A 23,194-nucleotide genomic window follows, 5' to 3' on the forward strand; every position below is an offset into this window, starting at 1 on the left:
TCAAGACGAGTCGTGTGCTGCTTTTCCGAATCCCGAATCCCGAATCCCGAATCCCGAATCCCGAATCCCGAATCCCGAATCCCGAATCCCGAATCCCGAATCAGTGCGTCGCCCGGTCCCGTTTCCAGCCGCGGTGCTTGATGTCCAGGTACAGGCTGTATGCGGCGGTGAAGGCGGGGAACAGGTTCTGGATCACGCCGACGGAGTCCTGCTTCTGCGAGAACACGAAGTACGCCAGCGTCATCGCGCTGCCGACCAGGCTCATGTACCAGAACAACCGCGGGATCACGGGCTTTCCGTGCTTGCGCGAGGCGACGAACTGCACCAGCCAGCGGCCGCCGAACATCAGCGCGCCGGTCAGGCCGATGATCTTCCACGGCGACATGTGCAGCCCGGTCCATTCGAGCCACGCGATGGGGGCGTTCATGAAGTCGTATTCCATGGAAACCCCGCTCAGAGTTCTTCGGTGCGCGTGACCTTGCCGCGGCGGATCAGCCACGCGACGCCGCGCAGGTCGGCGATGCCCACCAGTGCGCGGTCGAGGTTGTTGTACTTGGACACACCAGTCGAACGCGCGCGGTGGTTCACCGGCACGCTCACCGTGCGGTAGCCCGCGCGCTGCATCAGCGCGGGCAGGTAACGATGCATGTGGTTGAAGTGCGGCAGTTCGAGGAACGCCGCGCGTTCGAACAGCTTGATGCCGCAACCGGTATCGGGCGTGTCGTCGCGCAGCATGCGCGCGCGGATCGCGTTGGCCCATTTCGACGCCCAGCGCTTGGAACCGCTGTCCTGCCGGTTCACGCGCCAGCCGGCGAACATCTTCACGTCGGCGGGCGAGCTGCCGCGCATGGCGATCAGCTTCGGGATGTCGGCCGGATCGTTCTGGCCGTCGCCGTCGAGCGTGGCGATCCACTCGCCGCGCGCGGCCTTCACGCCGTTGCGGATCGCCGTGCTCTGGCCGCTCTGCGTGACGTGATGCACCACGCGCAGTTCCGGCACCTCGGCCTTCAGCGCCTGCAGTACCGCCAGCGTGTCGTCGCGCGAGTTGTCGTCGACATAGACGATCTCGAAATCGCCGCCGTCGCGCGGTTCGCGGCCGCGCAGTGCCGCGGTGATCTCGTGCACCAGCGGCGCGACGTTGTCGCGCTCGTTGAACACCGGTACGACGACCGAAAGGTGCGGGGACGTGCTCATGGCGTCAGGCGTTCTCGCCGAAGTAGTCGCGGCACCACGCCACGACCTGGGGCAGGCCGGCCTCGATCGACGTCGCCGGCTCGAAGCCGAACGCATCGCGCGCGCGCTGCGTGTCGGCCATGGTTTCGATCATGTCGCCGGGTTGCATCGGCTTGTAGACCTTCTGGGCCGGCTGTCCGGCGGCCTGTTCGATGACCGCGATGAAGCGCTCGAGTTCCACCGGCGTGTGATTGCCGAGGTTGAAGACGCGGTGCGGCACTTCGCCTTCCGGCGGGTTTTCCAGTGCACCGAGCACGCCGGCGACGATGTCGTCGACGAAGGTGAAGTCGCGGCGCATCTTCCCGTGGTTGAACACGTCGATCGGCCGGCCGGCGAGCACCGCGCGCGAGAACAGCAGTGGTGCCATGTCCGGTCGGCCCCACGGGCCGTACACGGTGAAGAAGCGCAGGCCCGTCGAACGCAGGCCGTAGAGGTGCGCGTAGGTGTGCGCCATCAGCTCGTTGGCGGCCTTGGTCGCCGCGTAGAGCGAGCGCGGCTGGTCGATGCGCTGGTCTTCGGAGAACGGCGGCGTCGCCGAATCGCCGTACACCGACGACGAACTCGCGTACGCCAGGTGCTGCACGCCGCGATGGCGGCACAGCTCGAGGATGTTCACGAAGCCCACGAGGTTGCTGTCGACGTACGCGTGAGGGTTGGTCAGGGAATAGCGCACGCCGGCCTGCGCAGCGAGATGGATCACGTGCGTCGGTGCGACCTCGTCGAACAACGCGGCGAGGCCATCGCGGTCGGTCAGGTCGAGCGCGCGGATGTCCGTGTCCGGGCACAGCGCGGCGACGCGGTCGCGCTTGAGCTGCGGATCGTAGTAGTCGTTGAAGTTGTCCAGCCCGACGACGCGGGCGCCGCGGGCCTTGAGCGCGCGGCAGGTGTAGGCGCCGATGAAGCCGGCTGCGCCAGTGACGAGGATGGTGCCGGGGGAGGTGTCAGCCATCGGAACTCGCGTTGCAGTGGGAGATCAGTCGGGTTCGGCGTGGAAGTCGAAGCCCAGTGTCAGTTTGAGGTCCGCCAGTCCGGCGCCGAGCGAGGGATCCAGTTCGAACCCGAACCCGCTCTCGCCGCTCAGGCCGATCGACAGGCCGCAGCGTCCGCCACGGATGTAGAACGTCTGCAGCGTGTCGCGATGCATCGCCAGTCTCTGCTGGATGCCGCGGAGGTAGTCCTGCAGATCCTCATCCGACCAGTTTCGCGATCCATGTGTCAGATTCGTGTAGGCGTAGCTTTCGCGATACACGCCGTCCAGCGGGATGCCCGCCGGCGAGGTCCGCCGCTCGCCGGCGCGCCACGTGCGTTCCGGCGACAGGCCGAGCTGGTCGAACAGCGGCCGCAGGTCGTCGCGCGGATGGATCGCGCGAAGGGCGACGCGGTAGCGGTACGGGTTCATGCCGGCCGCTCCGGTGGTTACTCGGTGACGGAACCGCGCAGCTTTTCCAGCACGCCGTCGAGCGAATCGAGGTCGGTGTAGTGGATCACCAGGCGACCCTTGCCGCCGCGGCCATGCAGCACGTTGACCTTGGTGTTGAGCGACTCGGACAGCTCGCGCTCCAGCGCCACGATGTCGGCCTGCGGCTTGGCCTTGGCGGCCTTCGGCTTCGCGCTGCCGCTGGTCGGGATCTGCCCGGCGGCGAGCTGCTGCACGCGGTGTTCGACCTCGCGCACCGACCAGCCGTGTTCGGCGGCCTGGCGCGCCAGCGCGATCGCCGCCTGTGGCGTCAGTGCGAGCAGTGCGCGGGCGTGGCCCATTTCCAGCGCGTGTGTTTCCAGCAGCACGCGGATTTCCGGCGGCAGTTCCAGCAGGCGCAGCAGGTTCGACACGGCGGCGCGCGAACGGCCGACGGCCTCGGCGGCCTGCGCGTGGGTCAGGTCGAATTCGTCGATCAGCCGCTGCAGCGCGTTGGCTTCTTCCAGCGGATTGAGGTCTTCGCGCTGGATGTTCTCGATCAGCGCCATCGCCACGACCGTTCGGTCGTCGACTTCGCGGATGACGACCGGGATCTGGTCCAGCCCCGCCAGCTGCGAGGCGCGCCAGCGGCGTTCGCCGGCGATGATCTCGTAGCGCTTGCCGCCCAGGTCGCGCACGACGATGGGCTGGATCACGCCCTGCGCCTTGATCGACTCGGCCAGTTCCTCGAGCTTTTCCTGGTCCCAGTGCTTGCGCGGCTGGTACTTGCCGGGCGTCAGCGCGTCGACCGGCAGATGGCGCAGCACGTCGCCTTCGACGGCTTCCAGGACCGGCGCCTCGGCGGCCGCCTTGGGTCCCAGCAGGGCTTCGAGTCCGCGGCCCAGGCCGCGCTTCTTGGCTACTGTCATGCCGTGGTCTCCTTCGGTTGCGGAGCACGGGCACGGGCCTGGTCGCGCTCGCGCTGGCGGCGCAGTACTTCGCCCGCCAGCCCCATGTAGGCGATGCCGCCGCGGCTGGCGCGGTCGTAGCCGACGATGCTCTGGCCATGGCTGGGCGCCTCGGCCAGGCGCACGTTGCGCGGCACGATCGTGCGGAACACGCGGTCGCCGAAATGGTTGATCAGTTCGGCCGACACCGCGTTGGCGAGGTTGTTGCGCACGTCGAACATGGTGCGCAGCACGCCCTCGACTTCCAGCTTCGGATTGAGGTTGGCCTTGAGCGCCTCGATGGTGTCGATCAGCGCGCTGATGCCTTCCAGCGCGTAGTACTCGCACTGCATCGGCACGACGATGGAGTCGGCCGCCGTCAGCGCGTTGAGCGTGAGCAGCGACAGCGCCGGCGGGCAGTCGATCAGGATGAAGTCGTAGTTCTCGCGCAGCGGCGCCAGCGCGCGCTTCAGGCGCTGCTCGCGGTCGGATTCGCCCATCAGGGTGATCTCGGCGGCGGTCAGCTCGATGTTCGCCGGCAGCAGGTCGAAGTCTTCGGCGGTGCGCTTGACGATCGAGGCGACGTCGGCCTCGCCCAGCAGGACGTCGCAGATCGTGGTGTCGATCTCGCGCTTGTCCAGGCCGCTGCCCATCGTCGCGTTGCCCTGCGGGTCCAGGTCGACCAGCAGCACGCGCTTGGGCGTCCGCGCGAGCGCGGCGGCCAGGTTGACGGCGGTGGTGGTCTTGCCGACTCCGCCTTTCTGGTTGGCGACGGCGATGATGCGGGCCATGCGGCTCGTCCTGGTCTAGGGTTTAGTGATGGAAGCGCGGAAGTAGGGCCGGCGTGGGGCCGGACCGGGGATTATGCCCGGATGGGAAGACGCGTGCCCCGTCGCCGATAGCTGTATGGGCCATCGGCATGGACCGTCCGGCGGGGGCTGCGCCGGATCAAGCACTTGCGCCGGTTTTGCGCGGACGGGCGGCTTGCCCCGTTTACGCAGTTGCGCGCGGCGTCACGGCTTGGGCGAACGACACCGCCTCACCGGCGGGCGATCACCACCATGTGGCGCTCGGCGTCCAGGCCGGGAACGCGCATCGGATGCGACGCCTCGACCGTCCAGCCGGCCGGCAGCGCGGCGATCTCGTCGGCCGGGTGCACGCCTTTCATCGCCAGCAGGCGCCCGTCGGGCTTGAGCAGGTGTCCGCCCAGTTCGAGGATCAGCGGCAGCGTCGCGAGCGCGCGCGCGGTGATGGCGTCGTACGCGCCCGGCTCGTCGACCGCCTCGATGCGCGATTCGGCGACGCGGGCGTCCCTGAGGCCCAGCTGGCGGATCGCCTCGCGCATGAAGCGCGCCTTCTTGCCGTTGCTTTCCACCAGCGTGACCTTCAGGCCCGGCTTCACGATCGACAGCGGAATGCCCGGCAGCCCCGGGCCCGTGCCGAGGTCGGCGAGCGAACCCCCGCGCGCGGCGAGATCGTCCACGTACGGGTGCATCGCAAGCGAATCGAGCAGGTGCTTGACCACCATCTCGTGCGGATCGCGCACGGCGGTGAGGTTGTAGGTCTTGTTCCACCGCACCAGCAGGGCGAGGTAGTCCAGCAGCGGCGCGGAGACGGCGGCCGGGTCCAGGCCGAGCGCAAGCAGGCCGTCGTCCAGCGTGCGGCGAAGCGCGGCGTCGAAGGGGGCGGGGGTGTTCATGCGGCGCGCAGTATCGCCGATGTGGGTGCCCGATTCCGGAGGCGCGGTCAGGTCGAACGCCACGCGAGCGCGCCCAGATACTCCGGTGCGGGCCGCAGCTCGATCAGCGACCAGTCGCCGGCGTGGCCGAGTTCCGCGTCGCATTCGACCAGGCGCAGGCCGTCCGGGCTGTCGGCGAATCGCAGCCGGTGCAGGCCGAACGAAATGCCATGGCCGTGGGCCTTCAGCACGGCTTCCTTCGCGCACCAAAGGCGCAGGAAACCATGGTCGCGCACCGCCGCCGACGGGGCGGCGTGCAGCCACGCCAGCTCCGGCGCGGTGAAGAAGCGTCGGGCGAGGTCGAGGGCCCGGCCGCGCGGGCGCACGCGCTCCAGGTCGATGCCGATGCGCACGTCGCGGCCCAGTGCGACCAGCAAGCCGTCGCCGCTATGGCTCCAGTTGCAGTCCCAGTCGGCGAAGGCGCCTTCCAGGCGGGGTCGGCCGCGCGGATCGCGGGAGAGCGGCAGGGCGTCGACCCCGGTTCCCAGCTCCGCGGCCAGCCACCGGCGCGCCAGCGGCTCGGCGGGCTGCCGGGGCGCATGCGGCTGCCAGCTCCAGCGCGGGACCGGCTCGGCGGTTGGGGGAGCGGACAGGGACATGAACCACGATTGGGATCGACGACGGCCGCCAGCGTAAAGTACGGGCAGGGGAAGCGGCGTTCGCCGCAGGAATCACGTGCCATCCATGTCCGCGGTCGTCGAAGTACCCAGTCCCGTTCCGACCTCGCCCGTGCCGCTCATCCATGGCACCGGCGCGCTCGCCATCGCCTTCGACGAAGGCGGGCATGCGATCGACCGTGCGACCTTCGCCCGCCACGTGCGCGCGCTGGCGGCCACGCTGCCGGCCGCACGCTTCGCTCTGAACCTGTGCGAGGACCGCTACCGCTACCTCGTCGCCTTCTGCGCCGCCGCGGTGCGGGGGCAGACCACGCTGATGCCGCCCTCGCGCGCGCCCGGCGTGGTCGAGCAGGTGCTCGCGCAGCATCCGGACGGCTACTGCCTGACCGACATCGACCTCGCCCCGGCGCCGCCGCATTGCATGCGCATCCCGGATCGCCTGGACGAACTTGAAGGCGATGAACTCATCGTCGATGCGAACGCGCGCGTCGCCATCGGCTTCACCTCCGGCAGCACCGGCCAGCCGCGCGCCTACGGCAAGACGTGGACCAGCTTCCGCACGAGCACCGCGCAGAACCTCGCCGCGCTCGACGGCCTGCTTCGCGACGACCTGACGCACGTCATCGCCACCGTGCCGCCGCAGCACATGTACGGCATGGAGATGTCGGTGCTGATGCCGCTGCTCGGGCCGGTGGCGGTGCACGCGGCGCGGCCGCTGTTCCCGGCCGACGTCGCGCGTGCGCTGCACGATTCGCCCACGCCGCCGCTGCTGGTCACCACGCCGGTGCACCTGCGTGCGCTGGTGGCGTCCGGGCTTTCGCTGCCGCCGCTGGCGGGCATCGTCTCGGCGACCGCGCCGATGCCGCCGGAGCTCGCCACGCAGGCCGAAGCGCGCTTCGGTTGCGAAGTGCGCGAGGTGTTCGGTTCGACCGAAACCTGCGTCTTCGCTCGCCGCCGCACCGCGCGCGACGACGCCTGGACGCCGCTGCCCGGCGTTCGCCTGGCGCCCCAGCCCGACGGCACCGCCGTGCACGCGCCGCACCTGGCAGAACCCATCGTGCTGGCGGACCTGATGGAAGTGCATGCCGACGGCCGCTTCGAGCTGCGCGGCCGCAACGCTGATTTGCTCGACATCGCCGGCAAGCGTGCCTCGCTGGGCGATCTCACGCGCAAGCTGCTCGCGGTGCCGGGCGTCGAGGACGGCGTGATGTTCCAGCTCGATGCCGAAGACGCCATCGGCGTGCGCCGCATCGCCGCGCTGGTGGTCGCGCCGACGGTGGACGAGCACGACATCCTGCATGCGTTGCGCCAGCAGCTCGACCCGGTCTTCCTTCCGCGTCCGCTGCGCCGCGTCGACACGCTGCCGCGCAACGAGACGGGCAAGCTGCCGCGGCATGCGCTGGAGGCGCTGCTGCATGGGCATGAGGGTGTGGCGGCGGGTTGATGCACCCGGCAGTACGCCGCAGCACCAGGCCAACGTCATCCCGGCGAAAGCCGGGACCCAGGCTGTCACGTCATCCGTAGCCGGAGTTGGCCCAAGCTCGTGGCGTCCTGGGACTCGCCGAACGCAAAGGCATCGCTTCGATCGTCCGTGAAGGCCTGGATCCCGGCCTTCGCCGGGATGACGGCGACGGCGAGGCCTCGCAACGGATAGACCCTACTTCAACTCCACCCACGCCGGCGCATGGTCGCTCGGTCGATCCCACGTGCGCGGTTCGCGATCGATGCCCGACGCCGCCGTGTGCGGGCGCAGGGCTTCGGACACCAGCGTGAGGTCGATGCGCAGGCCGAGGTTCCGGCGGAAGCCGCCCTGGCGGTAATCCCACCAGCTGAACTGCGCCTCCTCGGGATTGAGCGCGCGATACGCATCGTGCAGGCCCAGCGAGTACAGCCGCTGCAGCGCATCGCGTTCGGCGCGCGAAGTGAGGATGTGCCCGTCGTTCCACACGACCGGATCGTGCACGTCGCGGTCGTCCGGCGCGATGTTGAAGTCGCCCAGCACGATCATGCGCGGATGCGTCACCAGCTCCTGCGCGAGCCAGTCGTGCACGGCTTCCAGCCAGCGCAGTTTGTAGGCGTACTTGTCGCTGCCGACCGACTGCCCGTTCACCACGTACAGGTTGACGATGCGCAGGTCGCCGACGCTCGCGGCGAGCACGCGCTTCTGTTCGTCCTCGAAACCGGGCACGCCGATCTGCACGTCGGTGGCACGCTCGCGCGAGAGCACGGCCACGCCGTTGTATGTCTTCTGCCCGGCGAACACGCTGCGATAGCCCATCGCGATCAGCGGATCGTCGGGGAACTTCTCGTCCTCCAGCTTGGTTTCCTGCAGCGCGACGATGTCCGGCGAGGACGTGGCGAGCCACTGTTCCAGGTGCGGCAGGCGCACGTTGAGCGAGTTGACGTTCCAGCTGGCGATTTTCATGGGGCGCAGTGTAGCGAGCCGATGCGCCCTTCGCAGGCCACGACCGCACCGCTTGCGCAATGCCGGGCGGACCCGCCGCGCGGCATACTCGGCGTTCATTCCCAGCAAGCCGCCGCCATGCAGTGGATCGATCTTCGCAGCGACACCGTCACCCAGCCCACCGATGCCATGCGCGAGGCGATGATGCGCGCGCCCGTCGGCGACGACGTCTATGGCGAGGATCCCTCCGTCAACGCGCTGCAGGCGCGGCTGGCCGATGAGCTGGGCTTCGAGGCGGGCCTGTTCGTGCCCAGCGGCACGCAGTCGAACCTGATCGGCCTGATGGCGCATTGCGCGCGCGGCGACGAATACATCGTCGGCATGGACGCGCACACCTACAAGTACGAAGGCGGCGGCGCGGCGGTGCTCGGCTCGATCCAGCCGCAGCCGATCGTGCATGCGCCCGACGGCACGCTGCCGCTGGATGCGGTGGAACGCGCGATCAAGCCGGTCGATCCGCACTTCGCGCGCACGCGCCTGCTGTGCCTGGAAAACACCTGGCACGGCCGCGTCCTGCCGCTGCAGTACCTCGCCGATGCGCGCGCGCTGTGCGACCGCCGCGGCCTGGCGCTGCACCTGGACGGCGCGCGCATGTTCAACGCGATCGTCGCCCTGGGCGTTGCCCCGCGAGAGGTGACGAAGCATTTCGACAGCGTGTCGGTGTGCCTGTCGAAGGGACTTGGCGCGCCGGTCGGCTCGGTGCTGCTCGGCACGCGCGAACTCATCGAAACCGCGAAGCGCTGGCGCAAGGTCGTCGGCGGCGGCATGCGACAGGCCGGCATGCTCGCGGCCGCGGCGTCGTTCGCGCTGGACCATCACGTCGCGAGGCTCGCCGACGACCACGCGCGCGCCGCGCGTCTGGCCGACGGATTGCAGGGACTGGACGACGTGAGGGTCGTCGCGCAGCACACCAACATGGTGTTCATCGACGTGCCGGTGGAGCGCCTGGACGCGCTGCGCCGCACGCTCGACGACGCGCGCATCCGCATGTCGATCGGCTATACGCCGTCGATCCGCATGGTCACGCACCTGGATGTCGACGACGAAGCCGTCGCGCGCACCGTGCAGGTGCTGCGCGCCTTCGCTTCGTCCTGACGCGTCACTTCGACAGCATGCGCACCATGCGATCGACGAAGCCGCGATAGGGCGGCTTGAGCAGGTCGCTGCCGGCGAAGCTGCGCTGGCGGAACACCGGCAGCAGCTTGCTGAAGGTGTCGAAGCCGGTGCGGCCGTGGATCGCGCCGATGCCGCTGGGGCCGATGCCGCCGAACGGCAGGTCGTGCGCGCCGAAATGCAGCAGCGTGTCGTTCACCGTGACGCCGCCGGCCAGCGTGCCCGACACGATCCTGTCGATGCTGCGCGCATCGTTGCTGAAGGGATACAGCGCGAGCGGGCGATCCATCGAGCGGATGCGTTCGATCGCATCATCGAGCGTGCGATACGTCAGGACCGGAAGAATCGGCCCGAAGATCTCGTTGCGCATCACCTCGCTGTCGAGCGGCGGTTCGGCCAGCAGCGTCGGCGGAAAGAGGCGTTCGCGTTGCAGGCGCTCGCGCGCCGCCGCATCGAGTGTGTCGGTCAATGGTTCGACGACGACCGTTCCGCGTGCGCGCGCATCGTCGACATAACCGCGAAGGCGCGCGTACTGCGCGTCGTTGATGATGCGGGTGTAGTCGGTGGTGGTATCGAAGCCGGGATAACGCGCGAGCAGTTCGTCGCGGATCGCCTCGACGAACGCGCCGCCGCGGGCTTCGTCGACCAGCACGTAATCCACGCCGATGCAGGTCTGCCCCGCGTTGAACCATTTGCCGGTGGCGATGCGCGCGGCGGCCTTGCGCAGGTCGAAATCCGCGCACACGACGGCCGGCGCCTTGCCGCCCAGTTCCAGCGTGACCGGCGTGAGGTTGGGCGCGGCCGCGGCCATCACCTTGCGGCCGACGGCGGTCGAACCGGTGAACAGCAGGTGTTCGAACGGCAGCGCGGCGAACGCGGCACCCAGTTCCGGCCCGCCCAGCGCGACGGCGGCGCGATCGGCGGGGAAGACCTCCGACAGCAGTTCGCGCAGCCACTGGCTCGTGCGCGGCGTGTGTTCGGACGGCTTGAGGTAGACGTGGTTCCCGGCGGCGATCGCCGACACCAGCGGCACCAGCGCGAGGTTCACCGGGTAATTCCACGGCGACAGGATGCCGACCACGCCGACCGGTTCGGGCACGATGCGCGCGCTCGCCGGCCAGAAGCGCCAGCCCACCGCCGCGCGGCGCGGCTTCATCCAGCGGCGCAGGTGCCTGAGCGCGTGGTCGAGTTCGGCCAGCACGATCATCGCTTCCGACAGCAGGTTCTCGTGCTGGCTGCGATGGCCGAAGTCGGCGCGGATCGCCGCGTCCATCGAATCGATGCGCGAACGGAAGACGTCGCGCAGCCGCACCAGGTCGGCGCGCCGCTGCGTGTAATCGGGCTTGCGCGCCTGCCACGCGGCGCGAAGGCGATCGCGGGTGGCGGCCAGTTCGTTCAGCGGCGTGTCGGCGGTGATGTCCATGCGGTCGAGTGTAGTCCGCGTCCGTGGCGGTCCGGAGGGGCGAAAGCGGCGCGCGCCGGGGGGCGACGCGGCCGACTGAATGGGGCGCCGGGCGCCACGCGCGCTAGACTCGGCGGATGAGCCTGCGTCCTTACCTCGACACCTTTCCCGCCCTCGGCGAACGCGTCTACGTCGATCCGGCCGCCACGATCATCGGCGATGTCACGCTGGGCGACGACGTGTCGGTCTGGCCGGGCTGCGTGATCCGCGGCGACGTCAATTCGATCCATATCGGCGCGCGCACGAACGTGCAGGACGGGACCATCGTCCACGTCACGCACGAGGGGCCGTACACGCGTCCGGGCGGCGTTCCGACGATCGTCGGCAACGACGTCACCATCGGCCACGGCGTGATCCTGCATGCCTGCACGCTCGACGATTTCTGCCTGATCGGCATGGGCGCGCGCATCCTGGACGGCGCGCGCGTGCACCGGCACGGCTTCGTCGGCGCCGGGGCGGTGGTCGCGCCGGGCAAGCAGGTGGGCGAGGGCGAGCTGTGGCTGGGCAATCCGGCGCGGCTGGTCCGCCGGCTCGACGACCGCGAGATCGAACAGTTGCACTACAGCGCCGCGCACTATGTACGATTGAAGGACCGCTACCTCGGCACGACCGGGTAGCAGGCGGCAGGACGCGGCAGGGGGCCGCGGCCACCGCATCCACCGACGCCCGGGATGGCGTCGCGAACGCAATGGGGACCACATGGAAGGTTTCGAGTATCGCAATCCCTACGCGGCGCCCGCCGCGCAGGTCGTCTCCGCGCCCGTGGATCATGACGACGGCCTGGAGCCGGCCGATCGTGGCCGCCGCCTGCTGGCCTATCTGATCGACTGCGGCATCTACTTCGCCGCGATGTTGCCGGCGGTGATCGGCGCGCTGCGATTCAAGCCCGAACGCGGCATCGGCGCGCTCGGCGGTTCGCTGATCCTGTTCTCGCTGGTGTGCATCATCGCGCTGTTCGTCTACTGGTGCGTGCTGATGCACCGCGACGGCCAGAGCATCGGCAAGCGCGTGATGGGCATGCGCATCGTGCGCACCGACGGCAGCCGCGCGAGCCTGCGCCGCATGCTCGTGCTGCGCTACTTCGTGCCCGGGCTGGTCGGCGCGATCCCGTACGTGGGGTGGGCGTTCTCGCTCGCCAATCCGCTGTGGATCTTCGGCGAGGAACGCCGCTGCCTGCACGACCTGTTCTGCGACACGATGGTCGTCAACGCCTGACCGCGGCGTGCGCCGGCGCGCGGAGCGTCTTCCGGACGCGCCGGCCGAATGCGGATCATCCGAAGCAGCATCCCGTTGAAGCACGCCTCTGGCGCGCCCGGATCCCGGGCGTGCCGCAACCGAAGGTAATGGAGCCGAACGTGAGCGAAGTCAGCAACAATCCGTACGCCGCACCGAGCGCAACCCTCGTCGAGACCACCGTCGACAACCCCGCCCGCAAGGCCGAACGCACCACGCGCCTGCTCGCGGCATTGGCCGACGGCTTCATCGGCGTCCCGCTGTGGCTTCCGCTCGCCTTCGGCGCCGCGATGGCGTCCGCGCCGGACGGCAACCGCATGGCCGGCATCGTGCTGATCGCCATCGGCGTCATCGGCCTGATCGCGCTGGTCGTGGTTCAGCTGGTGATGCTGGCCCGCCACGGCCAGACCATCGGCAAGCGCTGGCAGGGCATCCGCATCGTGCGCAGCAACGGCGAGCGCATCGGCTTCGGCCGCATCCTCGGCCTGCGCATGATCGCGCCGGGCGTGGTGAGCGCGATTCCCTTCCTCGGCGCGGTGTTCTCGCTCGCCAACATCCTGTGGATCTTCGGCGAGGAGCGCCGCTGCCTGCACGACTACTTCGCCGACACGATCGTCGTGAACGCCTGATGCTCGACACGTACCGGGAAGTCGTGACGCCGGAGGGCGTGGCCCTCCACCTGCCCGCCGCCGGCCCCGTGCCGCGCGCGCTGGCATGGCTGATCGACTTCCTGGTGCGCGCCGGCGTGATGATGGCGATGGGGATGTTCCTCGGCGCCTTCGGCCGCGGTGGCGCGGGCTTCTATGCCGTGGCGATGTTCCTGGTGTACTGGTTCTACCCGATCGTCTTCGAGGCGATGTGGAACGGGCGCACGCCGGGCAAGCGCTCGATGGGCCTGCGCGTGATCGCCGCCAACGGCGCGCCGGTCGGCTGGCTCGCGGCGTTCACCCGCAACCTGTTGCGCGTGGTCGACATGCTGCCGCTGGCCTACGCGGCCGGCCTGGTGTCGAGCCTGGTCGATCCCTGGGGCCGGCGACTGGGCGACATGGTCGCCGGCACGCTGGTCGTGCACGACGCCCGCCCGCGCGATCCGCAACCGGCTGCCGTCGACACCGCGCTGGCGCCGTCGATCGCATTGCGTCCGTACGAACAGGTCGCGCTGGTCGCCTTCGCCGAACGCGCCCCGCGCCTGAGCGAAGCGCGCCAGGCCGAACTCGCCGACCTCGCCGAACCGCTGACCGGCGCGCGCGGCACGGCCGCGGTGACGCGCCTGTACCGCATGGCGAACTGGCTGCTGGGGCGGCGCTGACGCATGAAGCAGGAACACTTCGTCCAGCGCCATCAGCCCGAATGGATCGCGTTCGAGCACTGGCTCGACGCGCGTGGCGAAAGCGCGCGCAAGGCCCGCGCGGAACGTCGCAACTGGCACGGACTCTCCGACGCCGACATGCCCTCGCGCTATCGCCGGCTGTGCCAGCAGCTCGCGCTGGCGCGCCGCCGCGGCTACAGCCCGGTGGTGACCGATCGCCTGCAGGCGCTGATGCATCGCGGCCACGGCCTGCTGTACCGCACGCCCGTGCCGCACTGGCGACGCGCGGCGCAGTTCCTGATCGCCGGCTTCCCGCGCCTGGTGCGCGCCGAGCGCGGCTGCATGCTCGCGTCCTTCGCGCTGTTCTGGATCCCGCTGGTGGTGATCTTCGCCGCGATCCAGTGGCAGCCGGAACTGTCGTCGTCGTTGTTCGATCCCGCGCAGCTGATGCAGTTCGAACGCATGTACGACCCCGCCGATCCCGCGCGAAAACTCGGCCGCGACAGCGGCACCGACGTCGCGATGTTCGGCCACTACGTGTGGAACAACGTCAGCATCGGCTTTCGCACCTTCGCCAGCGGACTGATCGCCGGCATCGGTTCGATCGTCGTGCTGATCGTCAACGGCGTGATGATCGGCGGCGTCGCCGGCCACCTGCAGGCGGTGGGGCATGGCGATCCGTTCTGGCGCTTCGTGGCCGCGCATTCGGCGCCTGAACTGACGGCGATAGTGATTGCCGGCGGCGCCGGCCTGCGTCTGGGCCTGTCGTTGATCGCGCCGGGCCAGCGGCGTCGCGCCGATGCCCTGGTCGAAGGCGGTCGTCGCGGCGCGCTGCTGTGCGTGGGCGTGCTGGCGATGCTGGTTTTCGCCGCGTTCGTCGAGGCGTTCTGGTCGTCGATCGCGTGGATGCCGGCGTGGATCAAGTACACCGTCGGCGGCGTGCTGTGGACGCTGACGGCGGCGTGGCTGCTGCTCGGCGGACGCAACCTGCCGCCGGAGGACGCGGCGCCATGAGGATCGAATCGCTCACCGTCGCGTTGCGTCCGCGCACGGCGTGGGAAGCGGTCGAGCTCGGCACCGCGCTCGTGCGTCGCCATGCGGGTGCGATCTGGAAACCGTGGCTGCTGCTCACGTTGCCCGTGTTCGTGCTGTTCAATGCGCTGGCGTGGACGATCGACGCGCTGTGGCTCGCGGGGCTGCTGATGTGGTGGCTCAAGCCGGTGTTCGACCGCATCCCGCTGTTCGTGCTCTCGCGCGCGGTCTTCGGCGACGTGCCGACGACGCGGCAGACGATCGCGGCGCAGCGGAACTGGGGGCTGTCGTGGCTGCCGGGCTATCTGCTCTGGCGCCGGTTGAGCCCGTTGCGTTCTTTGAATCTTCCCGTCGACTTCCTCGAAGGCGCGCGCGGCAGCGATGCGCGCGAGCGTCGCCGCGCGCTCGGCGCGCCGGTGCACGGCGTCGGCGCGCTGGTCACCACGGTGTGCCTGCATTTCGAACTGGCCGTGTACCTGGGTCTGGCGTCGATGGCGATCGTGTTCGTGCCGGACGAATACCTGCGCGAAGTGTTCGAACGCGCGTGGGCGACGCTGAAGGAAGCGCCGGCCTGGCTCAGCCTGTTGTCGAATGCCCTCGCGTGGATCGCCTCGGGCCTGATCGAACCGTTCTACGTCGGCGCGGGCTTCGGCCTGTACCTCAACCGCCGTACCGAAGTGGAGGCGTGGGACATCGAACTCGCGTTCCGCCGCCTGCGCGATCGCCTGCTGCGCGGCGCGACGCCGCTGCTGCTCCTGTGCGCGCTGGGCATGGCGTTCGCGCCGGGCTTGGTGCGTGCGCAGGACGCCGACGACTCCCAGGACACCGAAAGCGTCGCCGATCAAACGGACGACGCGGAGCAGGACGAAGACGAAGCTCCGCGCGTCACGCTGGAACAGGTGTTCGGTCGCGTGGCCGACGAAAGCGGCCTGCGCGACGGCGTGAACGCGCAGATGACGCCGCAGCCCGCGCCGCCGCCGACGGTGGTGACGCCCGGTGGCGAAGGCGCCGGCGCCGCAGCGGGCGGCTCGGGTGCCGGTCGTCCGCTCGCGGGCGACGGCGGCCTGCGTCGCGCGGTGGGCAAGGCCTACGAGGATCCGGCCGTCTCGCCCAAGCGCAAGGTCGTCACCTGGAAGAAGCGCGACGCGAAGAAGCCCGAGCCGAAGAAGGTCGATCCGCCGCCGCTGGGCTGGCTCGGCGAAACGATCGCGACGGTCGGCGAGTTCGGCCTGTGGATCGTGTTCGCCGCGCTGCTGGTGGTGCTCGCCATCACCGCACCGAAGTGGCTGGCCTGGTTCCGCGGCGGGCTTGCGCGCGCCGGTCGCGAGGAGGACGAAATCCGCCGCGACCGCGCCGACGAACCGCCGCCGCCGTTGCCGGAAGACATTCCCAGCGCCATTCGCCGCCTCTGGCGCGAAGGCCGGGAGCGCGAGGCGCTCGCGATGCTCTATCGCGCCAGCGTCGAGACGATGGTCGCGCGCACGCAGGCGGTGCTCGTGCCGGGCGCGACGGAGGCCGAAGTGTTGCGTGCCTCGCGCAAGCTGCCGCGCGGCGAGGATCGCGACGCCTTCGCGCGCGCCGTGCGCACGTGGCAGTACGCGGCGTACGCGCACAGCTTCCCGGCTGGCGACGATTTCGAATCGCTGCTGGTCGATCTGGCGTCGCGCTTCGGCTGGTCGCCGTCGACGCGTAATGAATCGAGCGTGCCCGCATGACGTTCACGCGCCGGCATGGCCTCATCGCGCTGCTCGTGCTCGCCCTCGCCGGTGCGCTGGCCGGCGGCTATGCGTGGTGGCAGCACAACTTCGTGCGCGCCGAGGAGTGGGTCGACCTGCCGCGCACCGGCGAGGCGCGTCGCAATCCGCTGTACGTGCTCAAGCTCGCGCTGATCGGCGATGGCGTGAAGGCGCAGGCGCGTCCACGACTGCAACTGGACAGCATCGCGCTCGGCCCGCGCGACACGGTGCTGCTCTACAACGACCCGCGCACGATCTCTGACAAGGAAGAAGCCGCGCTGCTGGACTGGGTCGAACGCGGCGGCCACCTGCTGCTGCGCACGCCGCCGCCGGGGCCGCTGGACGTGGAACTGCCGCTGCCGGTGATGAGCGCGTTCGGCGTGCATCCGCGTTCTGACCGGCTCTGCGCCGGGCTCGACGTCGCCGGCGAGGACCCGCACGTCGAGTTCTGCCGCGGCCGGCGCCTGGACGTGGACAACCTCGAATCCACCGCGTCGCTGCACTGGGGCGAGCCGGAGATCGGCTACGTCTTCGCGCGCATTCCGCACGGGCGCGGGCACGTCGACGTGCTGTCGGACTTCGACTTCCTCGACAACGATTCGCTGAAGGACGGGCCGCATATCGCGCTGACGCGGCAGCTGCTCGATCCGAACTACCGCGCCGGCACCGTGCACCTCATCTACGAGGCGCAGATGCCGTCGTTCTGGATGACGCTGGTGCGCGAACACTGGCGCGTGTGGCTGCCGCTGCTGCTGGCGCTGATGGCGTGGCTGTGGCGGCGCTCGCAGCGCTTCGGGCCGCTGCTGGCCTCGCCGGCGGTGGAGCGGCGCTCGCTGCTGGAGCACGTTACCGCGAGCGGCGAACACGTCTACCGCTACGGCTACGCGCACCTGCTGCACGAGGCCGCGCGCAAGGCCTTCCTCGCGCGGCTGCGTCGTCGCGATCCGCAGGCCGCCGCGCTCGACGGCGATGCGCAGGCCTCGATGCTCGCCGAGCGTTTCGGCCTGTCGCAGAACGACGTCCGCGATGCTTTGTCCACGCCGATCGCGCGCGACCACGCCGCGTTCCGCAGCCGCATCGCGCTGCTCATGCGCATGCGCAATTCCCTTTGACCGACTCGAAACAGAGACCACGCCATGAACGCCGACGCCGCTCCCGCCCCCCTCGTTCCGATCAGCGGCGAAGCCCTGGCCGCACGCGCCGCCGCGGTGCGCGGGGAAGTCGGCAAGGCCTTCATCGGGCAGGAGGCGGTGCTCGACCAGATCCTGATCGCGCTGCTTGCCGGGGGCCATGTGCTGATCGAAGGCGTGCCGGGCCTGGGCAAGACGCTGCTGGTGCGCGCGCTGTCGCGGGCAATCGATTGCAGCTTCGCGCGCGTGCAGTTCACGCCGGACCTGATGCCCAGCGACATCAGCGGCCACGCCGTGTGGAACCCGAAGACCGAGACGTTCAACATCCGTCGCGGCCCGGTGTTCACCAACCTGCTGCTGGCCGACGAAATCAACCGCGCACCGGCGAAGACGCAGTCGGCGCTGCTGGAAGCGATGCAGGAGCTGCAGGTCACCATCGAAGGCCACAGCTTCCAGCTGACGCCGCCGTTCCTCACGCTCGCCACGCAGAACCCGGTCGAGCAGGAAGGCACGTACCCGCTGCCCGAAGCGCAGCTGGACCGCTTCCTGCTGAAGGTGCTGATCGGCTATCCCACGCGTGCCGACGAGAAGCGCATGGTCGCCGCGGTGAGCCAGGGCCGCGCGGCGTCGGACTTCGACCTGTCGCAGGTCGCGCGCGTGCTCGGCCCGCAGGAGATCGTCGCGATGCAGGCCGGCACTGCGCTCGTCGCCGTGGACGACGCGGTGATCGACTACGCGGTGCGTATCGTCGCCGCGACGCGCGACTGGGCCGGGATCTCGCTCGGTGCCGGCCCGCGCGGGAGCCTCGCGCTGGTGCGTGCGGCGCGCGCGCAGGCAGTGCTGTCGGGCCGGGATTTCGTCACGCCCGACGACGTCCGCGAGATCGCCAAGCCCGCGCTGCGCCACCGCATCGCGCTGGCGCCGGAGCTGCAGATCGAAGGCCAGTCGCCGGACGACGTGCTGCACGCGCTGCTCGCCAAGGTCGAGGCGCCGCGGAAGTAATCCCGATGAACGCCGTCGCCACCCCGCGCGCCTTCCCGCGACCTGCGCCCTTCGTGCTGGCGTTGCTGGTGCTGTGGTCGGCGCTGGGCATCGCGGTGGCGTTCGGGTTTGCCACCACCACGCAGTGGCAGGTCGCGGGCCTCGCGTTCGCGGCGCTGCTGCTGCTCGACTTCGCGCTGCTGTGGCGCGCGCCGACGCCACAGGTCGAACGCCGTCTCGCCGACACCTGGCCGATCGGCATCGAGCGGCCGGTGACGCTGTCGCTGGAAACGCCTCAACGCGCGCAGACGCTTGACGTGTTCGACCTGCATCCGGGTGGCTGGTCGATGCAGGGCCTGCCGCGTCGCCTGCGCCTGAAGCGCGGCGAGACCGCGTCGGTCGACTACCAGCTGCGCGCGAAGGCACGCGGCGATTTTCCGCTTCGACGGCGTGCAGCTGCGCCTGCATTCGCCGCTGCGCCTGTGGTGGCAGTCGCGCGTGGCGGGCGAGGTGCAGGACGTGCGCGTGTTCCCGAACTTCGCGCCGCTGGCGAAGTTCGCGATGTTCAGCGCGGACCAGGCCTCGCGCCTTGTTGGCGCGCACCTGCGTCGTCGTCGCGGCGAAGGCACCGACTTCCACCAGATGCGCGAGTACCGCATTGGCGACAGCCTGCGCCAGATCGACTGGAAGGCCACCGCGCGCGCGCGTCGCCTGATCTCGCGCGAATACCAGGACGAGAAGAACCAGCAGCTGGTGCTGCTGCTCGACACCGGTCGCCGCCTGCTCGCGCGCGACGGCGAACTGGCGCATTTCGACCACGTGCTCGATGCGGCGCTGGTGGTGGCATACCTCGCGCTGCGGCAGGGCGATGCGGTCGGCCTGCTCGCCAGCGGCGGCGCGAACGCGTGGGTACCGCCGCGACGCGGCGTCGGCGCGATCGACGAACTGCTGCGCGCGACCTATGCCCTGCAGCCGCAGCCGGTGGCGACGGATTTCCTCGCCGCGGCGACGGACCTGTCGGTGCGCCAGCGCCGGCGTTCGCTGGTGATGCTGGTGACGAATCTTCGCGACGAGGACATGGACGACCTGCTCGCCGCGATCACGATGCTGCGCAAACGCCACCTCGTCTGCGTGGCGAGCCTGCGCGAAGGGTCGCTCGACGCCGCACTCTCCGAACCGGTGAACGACCTGCCCGGCGCGATCCGCGCGGGCGCGACGGCGCAGTACCTGGACCAGCGCAACGCCGCGCACGAAGCGCTGCGGAATCATGGGGTGATGGTGCTCGACGTGGCGTGCGACCAGCTAGCGGCGTCGCTGGTGGAGCGGTATCTGGCGGTGAAGCGGGACGGGTTGCTGTAACCGCTGAACTCAGTCCGCGGTCACCAGCTCCGCGCGATGCTCGCGCAGCGTTTCGTACACCTCGTCGGTTTCCGGGCGCACGCCGTGCCAGCGCAGGAAGCTTTCCGCCGCCTGTTCCACCAGCATGCCCAGTCCGTCGATGCCGTCGTGCACGCCAGCGGCACGCGCCCAGGCGAGGAACGGGATCGCCACTTCGCCGTAGCTCAGGTCCACTGCGGCGGTGCGCGGATTCGCCAGCGCCATCGGAAGCGACGGCAGGCCGTCGGCGCGCGCGGCGGAGGTGGCGTTCACGATCAGGTCGAACGTGCCCAGCGTGTCGATGTCGCGCAGGTAGCGCGGATGCACGCGGCCGGGCATCGCCAGCGCGTCGGCCAGTGCGTCGGCGCGCTCGGGGGTGCGGTTGACGATGTAGAGATCGCCGATGCCCGCGTCCAGCAGCGCCGGGGCGACGCCGCGCGCGGCACCGCCGGCGCCGATCAGCAGCGTGCGGCGCGAGCGCAGGTCCAGGCCCTGGCGTTCGGTGAGGTCGCGCACCAGGCCGACACCGTCGGTGTTGTCGCCTTCCCAGCCGGTGGCGGTGCGCACCAGCGTGTTCACCGCGCCGGCGCGGCGCGCTCGCTCGCTCAGCGTGGTGCACACGCTGACCGCGCGGTTCTTGTGCGGCAGCGTGACGTTCGCGCCGAGGCCGCCTTCGGCCGCGAACTCCGCGACGATCGCGTCGAACAGCTCCGGCGGCGCGTCCATCGCGGCGTAGTCCAGCGCGATCCCGAGCTGGCGGCCGAACGCGGCGTGGATGCGCGGCGACAGCGAGTGCGCGACCGGATGGCCGATCACCGCGAAACGCTTGACCAGGGCGGGATTTGCGACGGAGGCGAAGTCGGACACGGGGGACCCTCGCATAGACTGGAGTTCACACACCAAGGAGACGCACGATGCGACGCAGCCCGGCCTCGTTCAGCAGGTACCGCGTGGGCAGTGTAGTGGCGGCGCTCATCGTGGGCGGCGTTGCGTTGTCCGGCCCGGCGTCGGCGTTCCTTTCCGAATTCGGAATCGAAGGCATGGGCGTGGTGTCGACCAAAGCCAGCGAAATCCGCGGCAGCGTCAGCCCGGATGGCCAGCATATCGTCTGGGGCAGCACCGATCGTGAAGGCGGCGCCGGCGGCTGGGACCTGTGGCAGGCGCGCCTGAAGGACGGCCGCTGGCAGGACGCGCGCCCGCTCGACGTCAATTCGCCCGCCAACGATTTCGATCCGCTGTTCAGCGCCGACGGTCGCTGGTTGTACTTCTTCTCCAACCGGCCCGGTGGCATCGGCGGCGACGACCTGTACCGCGCCGCGGTGAAGCCCGACGGCAGCATCGGCAAGGCCGATAACCTGGGCCGCGGCGTCAACACGCGCGGCGACGAATGGGCGCCCACGCCCAGCCGCGACGGCAGGCACCTGCTGTTCGCCAGCGACGGTCATGGCGGCGCCGGTCGGCACGACCTGTTCGTCGCGCGCTGGGATGGCACGGCGTTCGTCGAGCCCAAGCCCGTGCCGGGCATCAACACGAAGGCGGACGAATTCGACGCCGCGTGGCTCGGCGACGGCCGCACGCTGGTGTACGCGCGTTCGCAGGATCCGGCGAGCAAGCCGGTGCGATTGTTCGTCGCGCACTGCGATGGCGCGCGCTACGACGACGCGGGGCCGCTGATGCTGTCCTTCAACACGGACGATGCGACCACGCTTGGCCCGACGATCGACTGGAACAAGCCGGGCGAACTGCTCGTCAGCGGCGCGGCGAAGTCGCCGCGCGCGGGGAAGCTGGATCTCTACCGGATGAAGGCGCCGGCGGTAGCGGGAAAGGACGGGTGCGTGTTGTGACGCCGCTCCGGCGGTGGTTCTAGCCCCTCTCCCATCGGGAGAGGGGTTGGGGTGAGGGGCAACGAAGGGACAGCGTCGAACTGCAGCAACCGGACAGCGCTGCGATGTTGCTCGGAGGCGAGATCCCGAAGACCAAAATGGATTCCAGCTTTCGCTGGAATGACGATGAGGCTGTTCACCAGTCACGGCGTGCCCGGGCGCTGTCAGCCTGGGTCCCGGCTTTCGCCGGGATGACGGCACTTCGCCGGGATGACCGTACTTCGAAGTAAAGCCGCTGGATTTGGCCCCTCTCCCGCCTGCGGGAGAGGGGTTGGGGTGAGGGCAACGCAGAGCTACAACCCGCCCGCCACATCCACCAGGCTGCCCGTCATGTACGACGCTTCGTCCGATAGCAGCCACACGATCGCGCGCGCGATCTCGTCGGCTTCGCCGCCGCGCTGCATCGGGATGCGGGACTTCACGCGATCCACGCGGCCCGGTTCGCCGCCGCTGGCGTGGATCTCGGTGTAGATCGAGCCCGGGCGCACGCAGTTCACGCGGATGCCCTCAGCGGCGACTTCCTTTGCCAGGCCGACGGTGAGCGTGTCGATGGCCGCCTTAGACGCCGCGTAGTCGATGTACTCGTTCGGCGAACCCAGCCGCGCGGCGACCGAGGAGACGTTGACGATCGCGCCGCCGTGGCCGCCATGCCGCGTGGACATGCGACGCACGGCTTCGCGCGCGCAGAGGAAGCTGCCGACCACGTTCGCGTTGAACACGCGCGTGAGACGCTCGGCGTCCATCTCTTCCACGCGCATCTGGCGTTCGAGGATGCCCGCGTTGTTCACCAGCGCGGTGACTTCGCCGAAGCGGCGATCCACCGCGTCGAACAACCGCATCACGTCGGCCTCGCGCCCGACATCGGCGCCGACCGCCATCGCCTCGCCGCCGTCGCGTTCGATGGCGGACACGACATCATCGGCCTCCTTCTGGCGATGGCGATACGCGATGCACACGCGATAGCCCGCCTGCGCGGCGAGTTTCGCCGTCGCCGCGCCGATGCCGCGGCTGCCGCCGGTGACGATGGCGATCCGGTTGCGTTCCATGCGTCTCCCGTCTGGGTGGAAGGAAGTGCGTTGCGTTTCTCAGCGGTCCACGCGCCTGCGATACACGTGCTGCGTCTTGATGCGCTCGAATCCCGCGCCTTCGTAGAACGGATGCGACTCGTCGCGCGCGATGTTCGAACGCACGATCACCTCGGCGACGCCGATGTCGCGCGCCCAGTCGAGCGCGGCATCCACCAGCTGCCGGCCGATCCCGCGACGCCGGGCCGCATCGTCGACGACGAGGCCGACGATCTCGACGCGATCGCCCGCTTCCAGCATCAGCCGGTGTTCGATCGCGATGAAGCCGAGCAACGTTGCGTCGTCGTCCGTCGCGACGAGCACGGGATGATCGGCCGAAATCAGCAGCCGACGCAGGCGGCGTTCGAATGCATCGGTCGCCTGCGGATAGCCCAGTTGCGCCGACAGGCGCGCGAGCTCGGCGGCATCGCCGATGCGGGCGCGGCGCAGCGTCGCAGTCGTCGGGGCGTCGCCCATGC

24 protein-coding genes and 1 pseudogene are annotated in these 23,194 nt (G+C 69.9%); 12 read left to right on the plus strand and 13 right to left on the minus strand.

Features of this window, described 5'->3' with window-relative positions; all coding sequences use genetic code 11:
* Nucleotides 1–100: 100 nt before the first annotated feature.
* From ABIE51_RS01710 to ABIE51_RS01745, 8 genes are all read right to left on the minus strand, one after another.
* Complete coding sequence (locus ABIE51_RS01710) at nt 101–427, minus strand: lipid-A-disaccharide synthase N-terminal domain-containing protein (RefSeq protein WP_386839253.1); 327 nt, start codon at nt 425–427, stop codon at nt 101–103.
* 26 nt (nt 428–453) lie between these two features.
* On the minus strand, nt 454–1,194 hold the full coding sequence (locus ABIE51_RS01715; RefSeq protein ID WP_192631991.1) for a glycosyltransferase family 2 protein: 741 nt from the start codon (nt 1,192–1,194) through the stop codon (nt 454–456).
* Between the two features lie 4 nt (nt 1,195–1,198).
* Entirely contained in the window at nt 1,199–2,182 is a 984-nt protein-coding gene (locus tag ABIE51_RS01720; protein WP_192631992.1) for an NAD-dependent epimerase/dehydratase family protein, read from the minus strand.
* A 24-nt stretch (nt 2,183–2,206) separates the two neighbouring features.
* On the minus strand, nt 2,207–2,632 hold the full coding sequence (locus ABIE51_RS01725) for a DUF4279 domain-containing protein (RefSeq protein ID WP_192631993.1): 426 nt from the start codon (nt 2,630–2,632) through the stop codon (nt 2,207–2,209).
* 17 nt (nt 2,633–2,649) lie between these two features.
* Entirely contained in the window at nt 2,650–3,558 is a 909-nt protein-coding gene (locus tag ABIE51_RS01730) for a ParB/RepB/Spo0J family partition protein (RefSeq protein WP_115842759.1), read from the minus strand.
* Nucleotides 3,555–4,367, minus strand: a complete 813-nt coding sequence (locus tag ABIE51_RS01735; RefSeq protein ID WP_115842758.1) for a ParA family protein — start codon at nt 4,365–4,367, stop codon at nt 3,555–3,557. Before ABIE51_RS01735 ends, ABIE51_RS01730 begins: the two co-directional genes overlap by 4 nt.
* 248 nt (nt 4,368–4,615) lie before the next feature.
* The gene (rsmG, locus tag ABIE51_RS01740; protein WP_192631994.1) at nt 4,616–5,275 is read right to left on the minus strand and encodes a 16S rRNA (guanine(527)-N(7))-methyltransferase RsmG; all 660 of its coding nucleotides are present in this window, start codon (nt 5,273–5,275) and stop codon (nt 4,616–4,618) included.
* Nucleotides 5,276–5,322: 47 nt separating this feature from the next.
* The gene (locus ABIE51_RS01745; protein ID WP_192631995.1) at nt 5,323–5,913 is read right to left on the minus strand and encodes a 4'-phosphopantetheinyl transferase family protein; all 591 of its coding nucleotides are present in this window, start codon (nt 5,911–5,913) and stop codon (nt 5,323–5,325) included.
* An 85-nt stretch (nt 5,914–5,998) separates the two neighbouring features.
* Here ABIE51_RS01745 and ABIE51_RS01750 point away from each other — a divergent pair, with 85 nt between their 5' ends.
* The gene (locus ABIE51_RS01750) at nt 5,999–7,375 is read left to right on the plus strand and encodes an AMP-binding protein (RefSeq protein ID WP_192631996.1); all 1,377 of its coding nucleotides are present in this window, start codon (nt 5,999–6,001) and stop codon (nt 7,373–7,375) included.
* Between the two features lie 213 nt (nt 7,376–7,588).
* Here the strand turns inward: ABIE51_RS01750 and xth are convergent, their stop codons facing one another.
* On the minus strand, nt 7,589–8,356 hold the full coding sequence (gene xth / locus ABIE51_RS01755; RefSeq protein WP_192631997.1) for an exodeoxyribonuclease III: 768 nt from the start codon (nt 8,354–8,356) through the stop codon (nt 7,589–7,591).
* A 117-nt stretch (nt 8,357–8,473) separates the two neighbouring features.
* On the opposite strand from xth, the gene ltaE reads away from it, so the two are divergent.
* A complete protein-coding gene (gene ltaE / locus ABIE51_RS01760; RefSeq protein ID WP_192631998.1) occupies nt 8,474–9,490 on the plus strand; it encodes a low-specificity L-threonine aldolase in 1,017 nt (338 codons plus the stop codon).
* Between the two features lie 4 nt (nt 9,491–9,494).
* Here ltaE and ABIE51_RS01765 read toward each other — a convergent pair whose 3' ends face one another.
* Complete coding sequence (locus ABIE51_RS01765; protein WP_192631999.1) at nt 9,495–10,931, minus strand: coniferyl aldehyde dehydrogenase; 1,437 nt, start codon at nt 10,929–10,931, stop codon at nt 9,495–9,497.
* A 116-nt stretch (nt 10,932–11,047) separates the two neighbouring features.
* Here ABIE51_RS01765 and ABIE51_RS01770 point away from each other — a divergent pair, with 116 nt between their 5' ends.
* The 9 genes and pseudogenes from ABIE51_RS01770 (at nt 11,048) to ABIE51_RS01810 (ending at nt 19,750) form a co-directional block, all read left to right on the plus strand.
* Nucleotides 11,048–11,587 (plus strand): gamma carbonic anhydrase family protein, encoded by a 540-nt coding sequence (locus ABIE51_RS01770; RefSeq protein ID WP_192632000.1) that lies wholly within the window; start codon nt 11,048–11,050, stop codon nt 11,585–11,587.
* Nucleotides 11,588–11,669: 82 nt separating this feature from the next.
* Nucleotides 11,670–12,185, plus strand: coding sequence for an RDD family protein (locus ABIE51_RS01775; protein WP_192632001.1), 516 nt, complete (start codon nt 11,670–11,672; stop codon nt 12,183–12,185).
* 140 nt (nt 12,186–12,325) lie between these two features.
* On the plus strand, nt 12,326–12,832 hold the full coding sequence (locus ABIE51_RS01780; RefSeq protein WP_192632002.1) for an RDD family protein: 507 nt from the start codon (nt 12,326–12,328) through the stop codon (nt 12,830–12,832).
* Nucleotides 12,832–13,512, plus strand: a complete 681-nt coding sequence (locus tag ABIE51_RS01785; RefSeq protein ID WP_192632003.1) for an RDD family protein — start codon at nt 12,832–12,834, stop codon at nt 13,510–13,512. The genes ABIE51_RS01780 and ABIE51_RS01785 overlap by 1 nt, the downstream gene beginning before the upstream one ends.
* Nucleotides 13,513–13,515: 3 nt before the next feature.
* On the plus strand, nt 13,516–14,526 hold the full coding sequence (locus ABIE51_RS01790) for a stage II sporulation protein M (protein ID WP_192632004.1): 1,011 nt from the start codon (nt 13,516–13,518) through the stop codon (nt 14,524–14,526).
* Nucleotides 14,523–16,259 (plus strand): DUF4129 domain-containing protein, encoded by a 1,737-nt coding sequence (locus tag ABIE51_RS01795; RefSeq protein ID WP_192632005.1) that lies wholly within the window; start codon nt 14,523–14,525, stop codon nt 16,257–16,259. Before ABIE51_RS01790 ends, ABIE51_RS01795 begins: the two co-directional genes overlap by 4 nt.
* Entirely contained in the window at nt 16,256–17,392 is a 1,137-nt protein-coding gene (locus ABIE51_RS01800) for a DUF4350 domain-containing protein (RefSeq protein ID WP_192632006.1), read from the plus strand. Before ABIE51_RS01795 ends, ABIE51_RS01800 begins: the two co-directional genes overlap by 4 nt.
* Nucleotides 17,393–17,416: 24 nt before the next feature.
* Entirely contained in the window at nt 17,417–18,412 is a 996-nt protein-coding gene (locus tag ABIE51_RS01805; RefSeq protein ID WP_192632007.1) for an AAA family ATPase, read from the plus strand.
* A 5-nt stretch (nt 18,413–18,417) separates the two neighbouring features.
* Nucleotides 18,418–19,750, plus strand: a pseudogene (locus ABIE51_RS01810) (DUF58 domain-containing protein).
* 9 nt (nt 19,751–19,759) lie between these two features.
* On the opposite strand, the gene aroE reads toward ABIE51_RS01810, so the two are convergent.
* Complete coding sequence (gene aroE, locus ABIE51_RS01815; protein WP_233433583.1) at nt 19,760–20,602, minus strand: shikimate dehydrogenase; 843 nt, start codon at nt 20,600–20,602, stop codon at nt 19,760–19,762.
* A gap of 80 nt (nt 20,603–20,682) precedes the next feature.
* Between aroE and ABIE51_RS01820 the strand changes: the two genes are divergently transcribed.
* Nucleotides 20,683–21,612, plus strand: coding sequence for a TolB family protein (locus ABIE51_RS01820; RefSeq protein ID WP_192632009.1), 930 nt, complete (start codon nt 20,683–20,685; stop codon nt 21,610–21,612).
* Between the two features lie 332 nt (nt 21,613–21,944).
* Here ABIE51_RS01820 and ABIE51_RS01825 read toward each other — a convergent pair whose 3' ends face one another.
* On the minus strand, nt 21,945–22,697 hold the full coding sequence (locus ABIE51_RS01825) for an SDR family oxidoreductase (RefSeq protein ID WP_115842741.1): 753 nt from the start codon (nt 22,695–22,697) through the stop codon (nt 21,945–21,947).
* Nucleotides 22,698–22,736: 39 nt separating this feature from the next.
* On the minus strand, nt 22,737–23,192 hold the full coding sequence (locus tag ABIE51_RS01830; protein WP_192632010.1) for a GNAT family N-acetyltransferase: 456 nt from the start codon (nt 23,190–23,192) through the stop codon (nt 22,737–22,739).
* Between the last annotated feature and the right edge of the window lie 2 nt (nt 23,193–23,194).

This window comes from Lysobacter sp. OAE881 (genome assembly GCF_040546665.1).
Lineage (GTDB): Bacteria > Pseudomonadota > Gammaproteobacteria > Xanthomonadales > Xanthomonadaceae > Lysobacter_J > Lysobacter_J soli.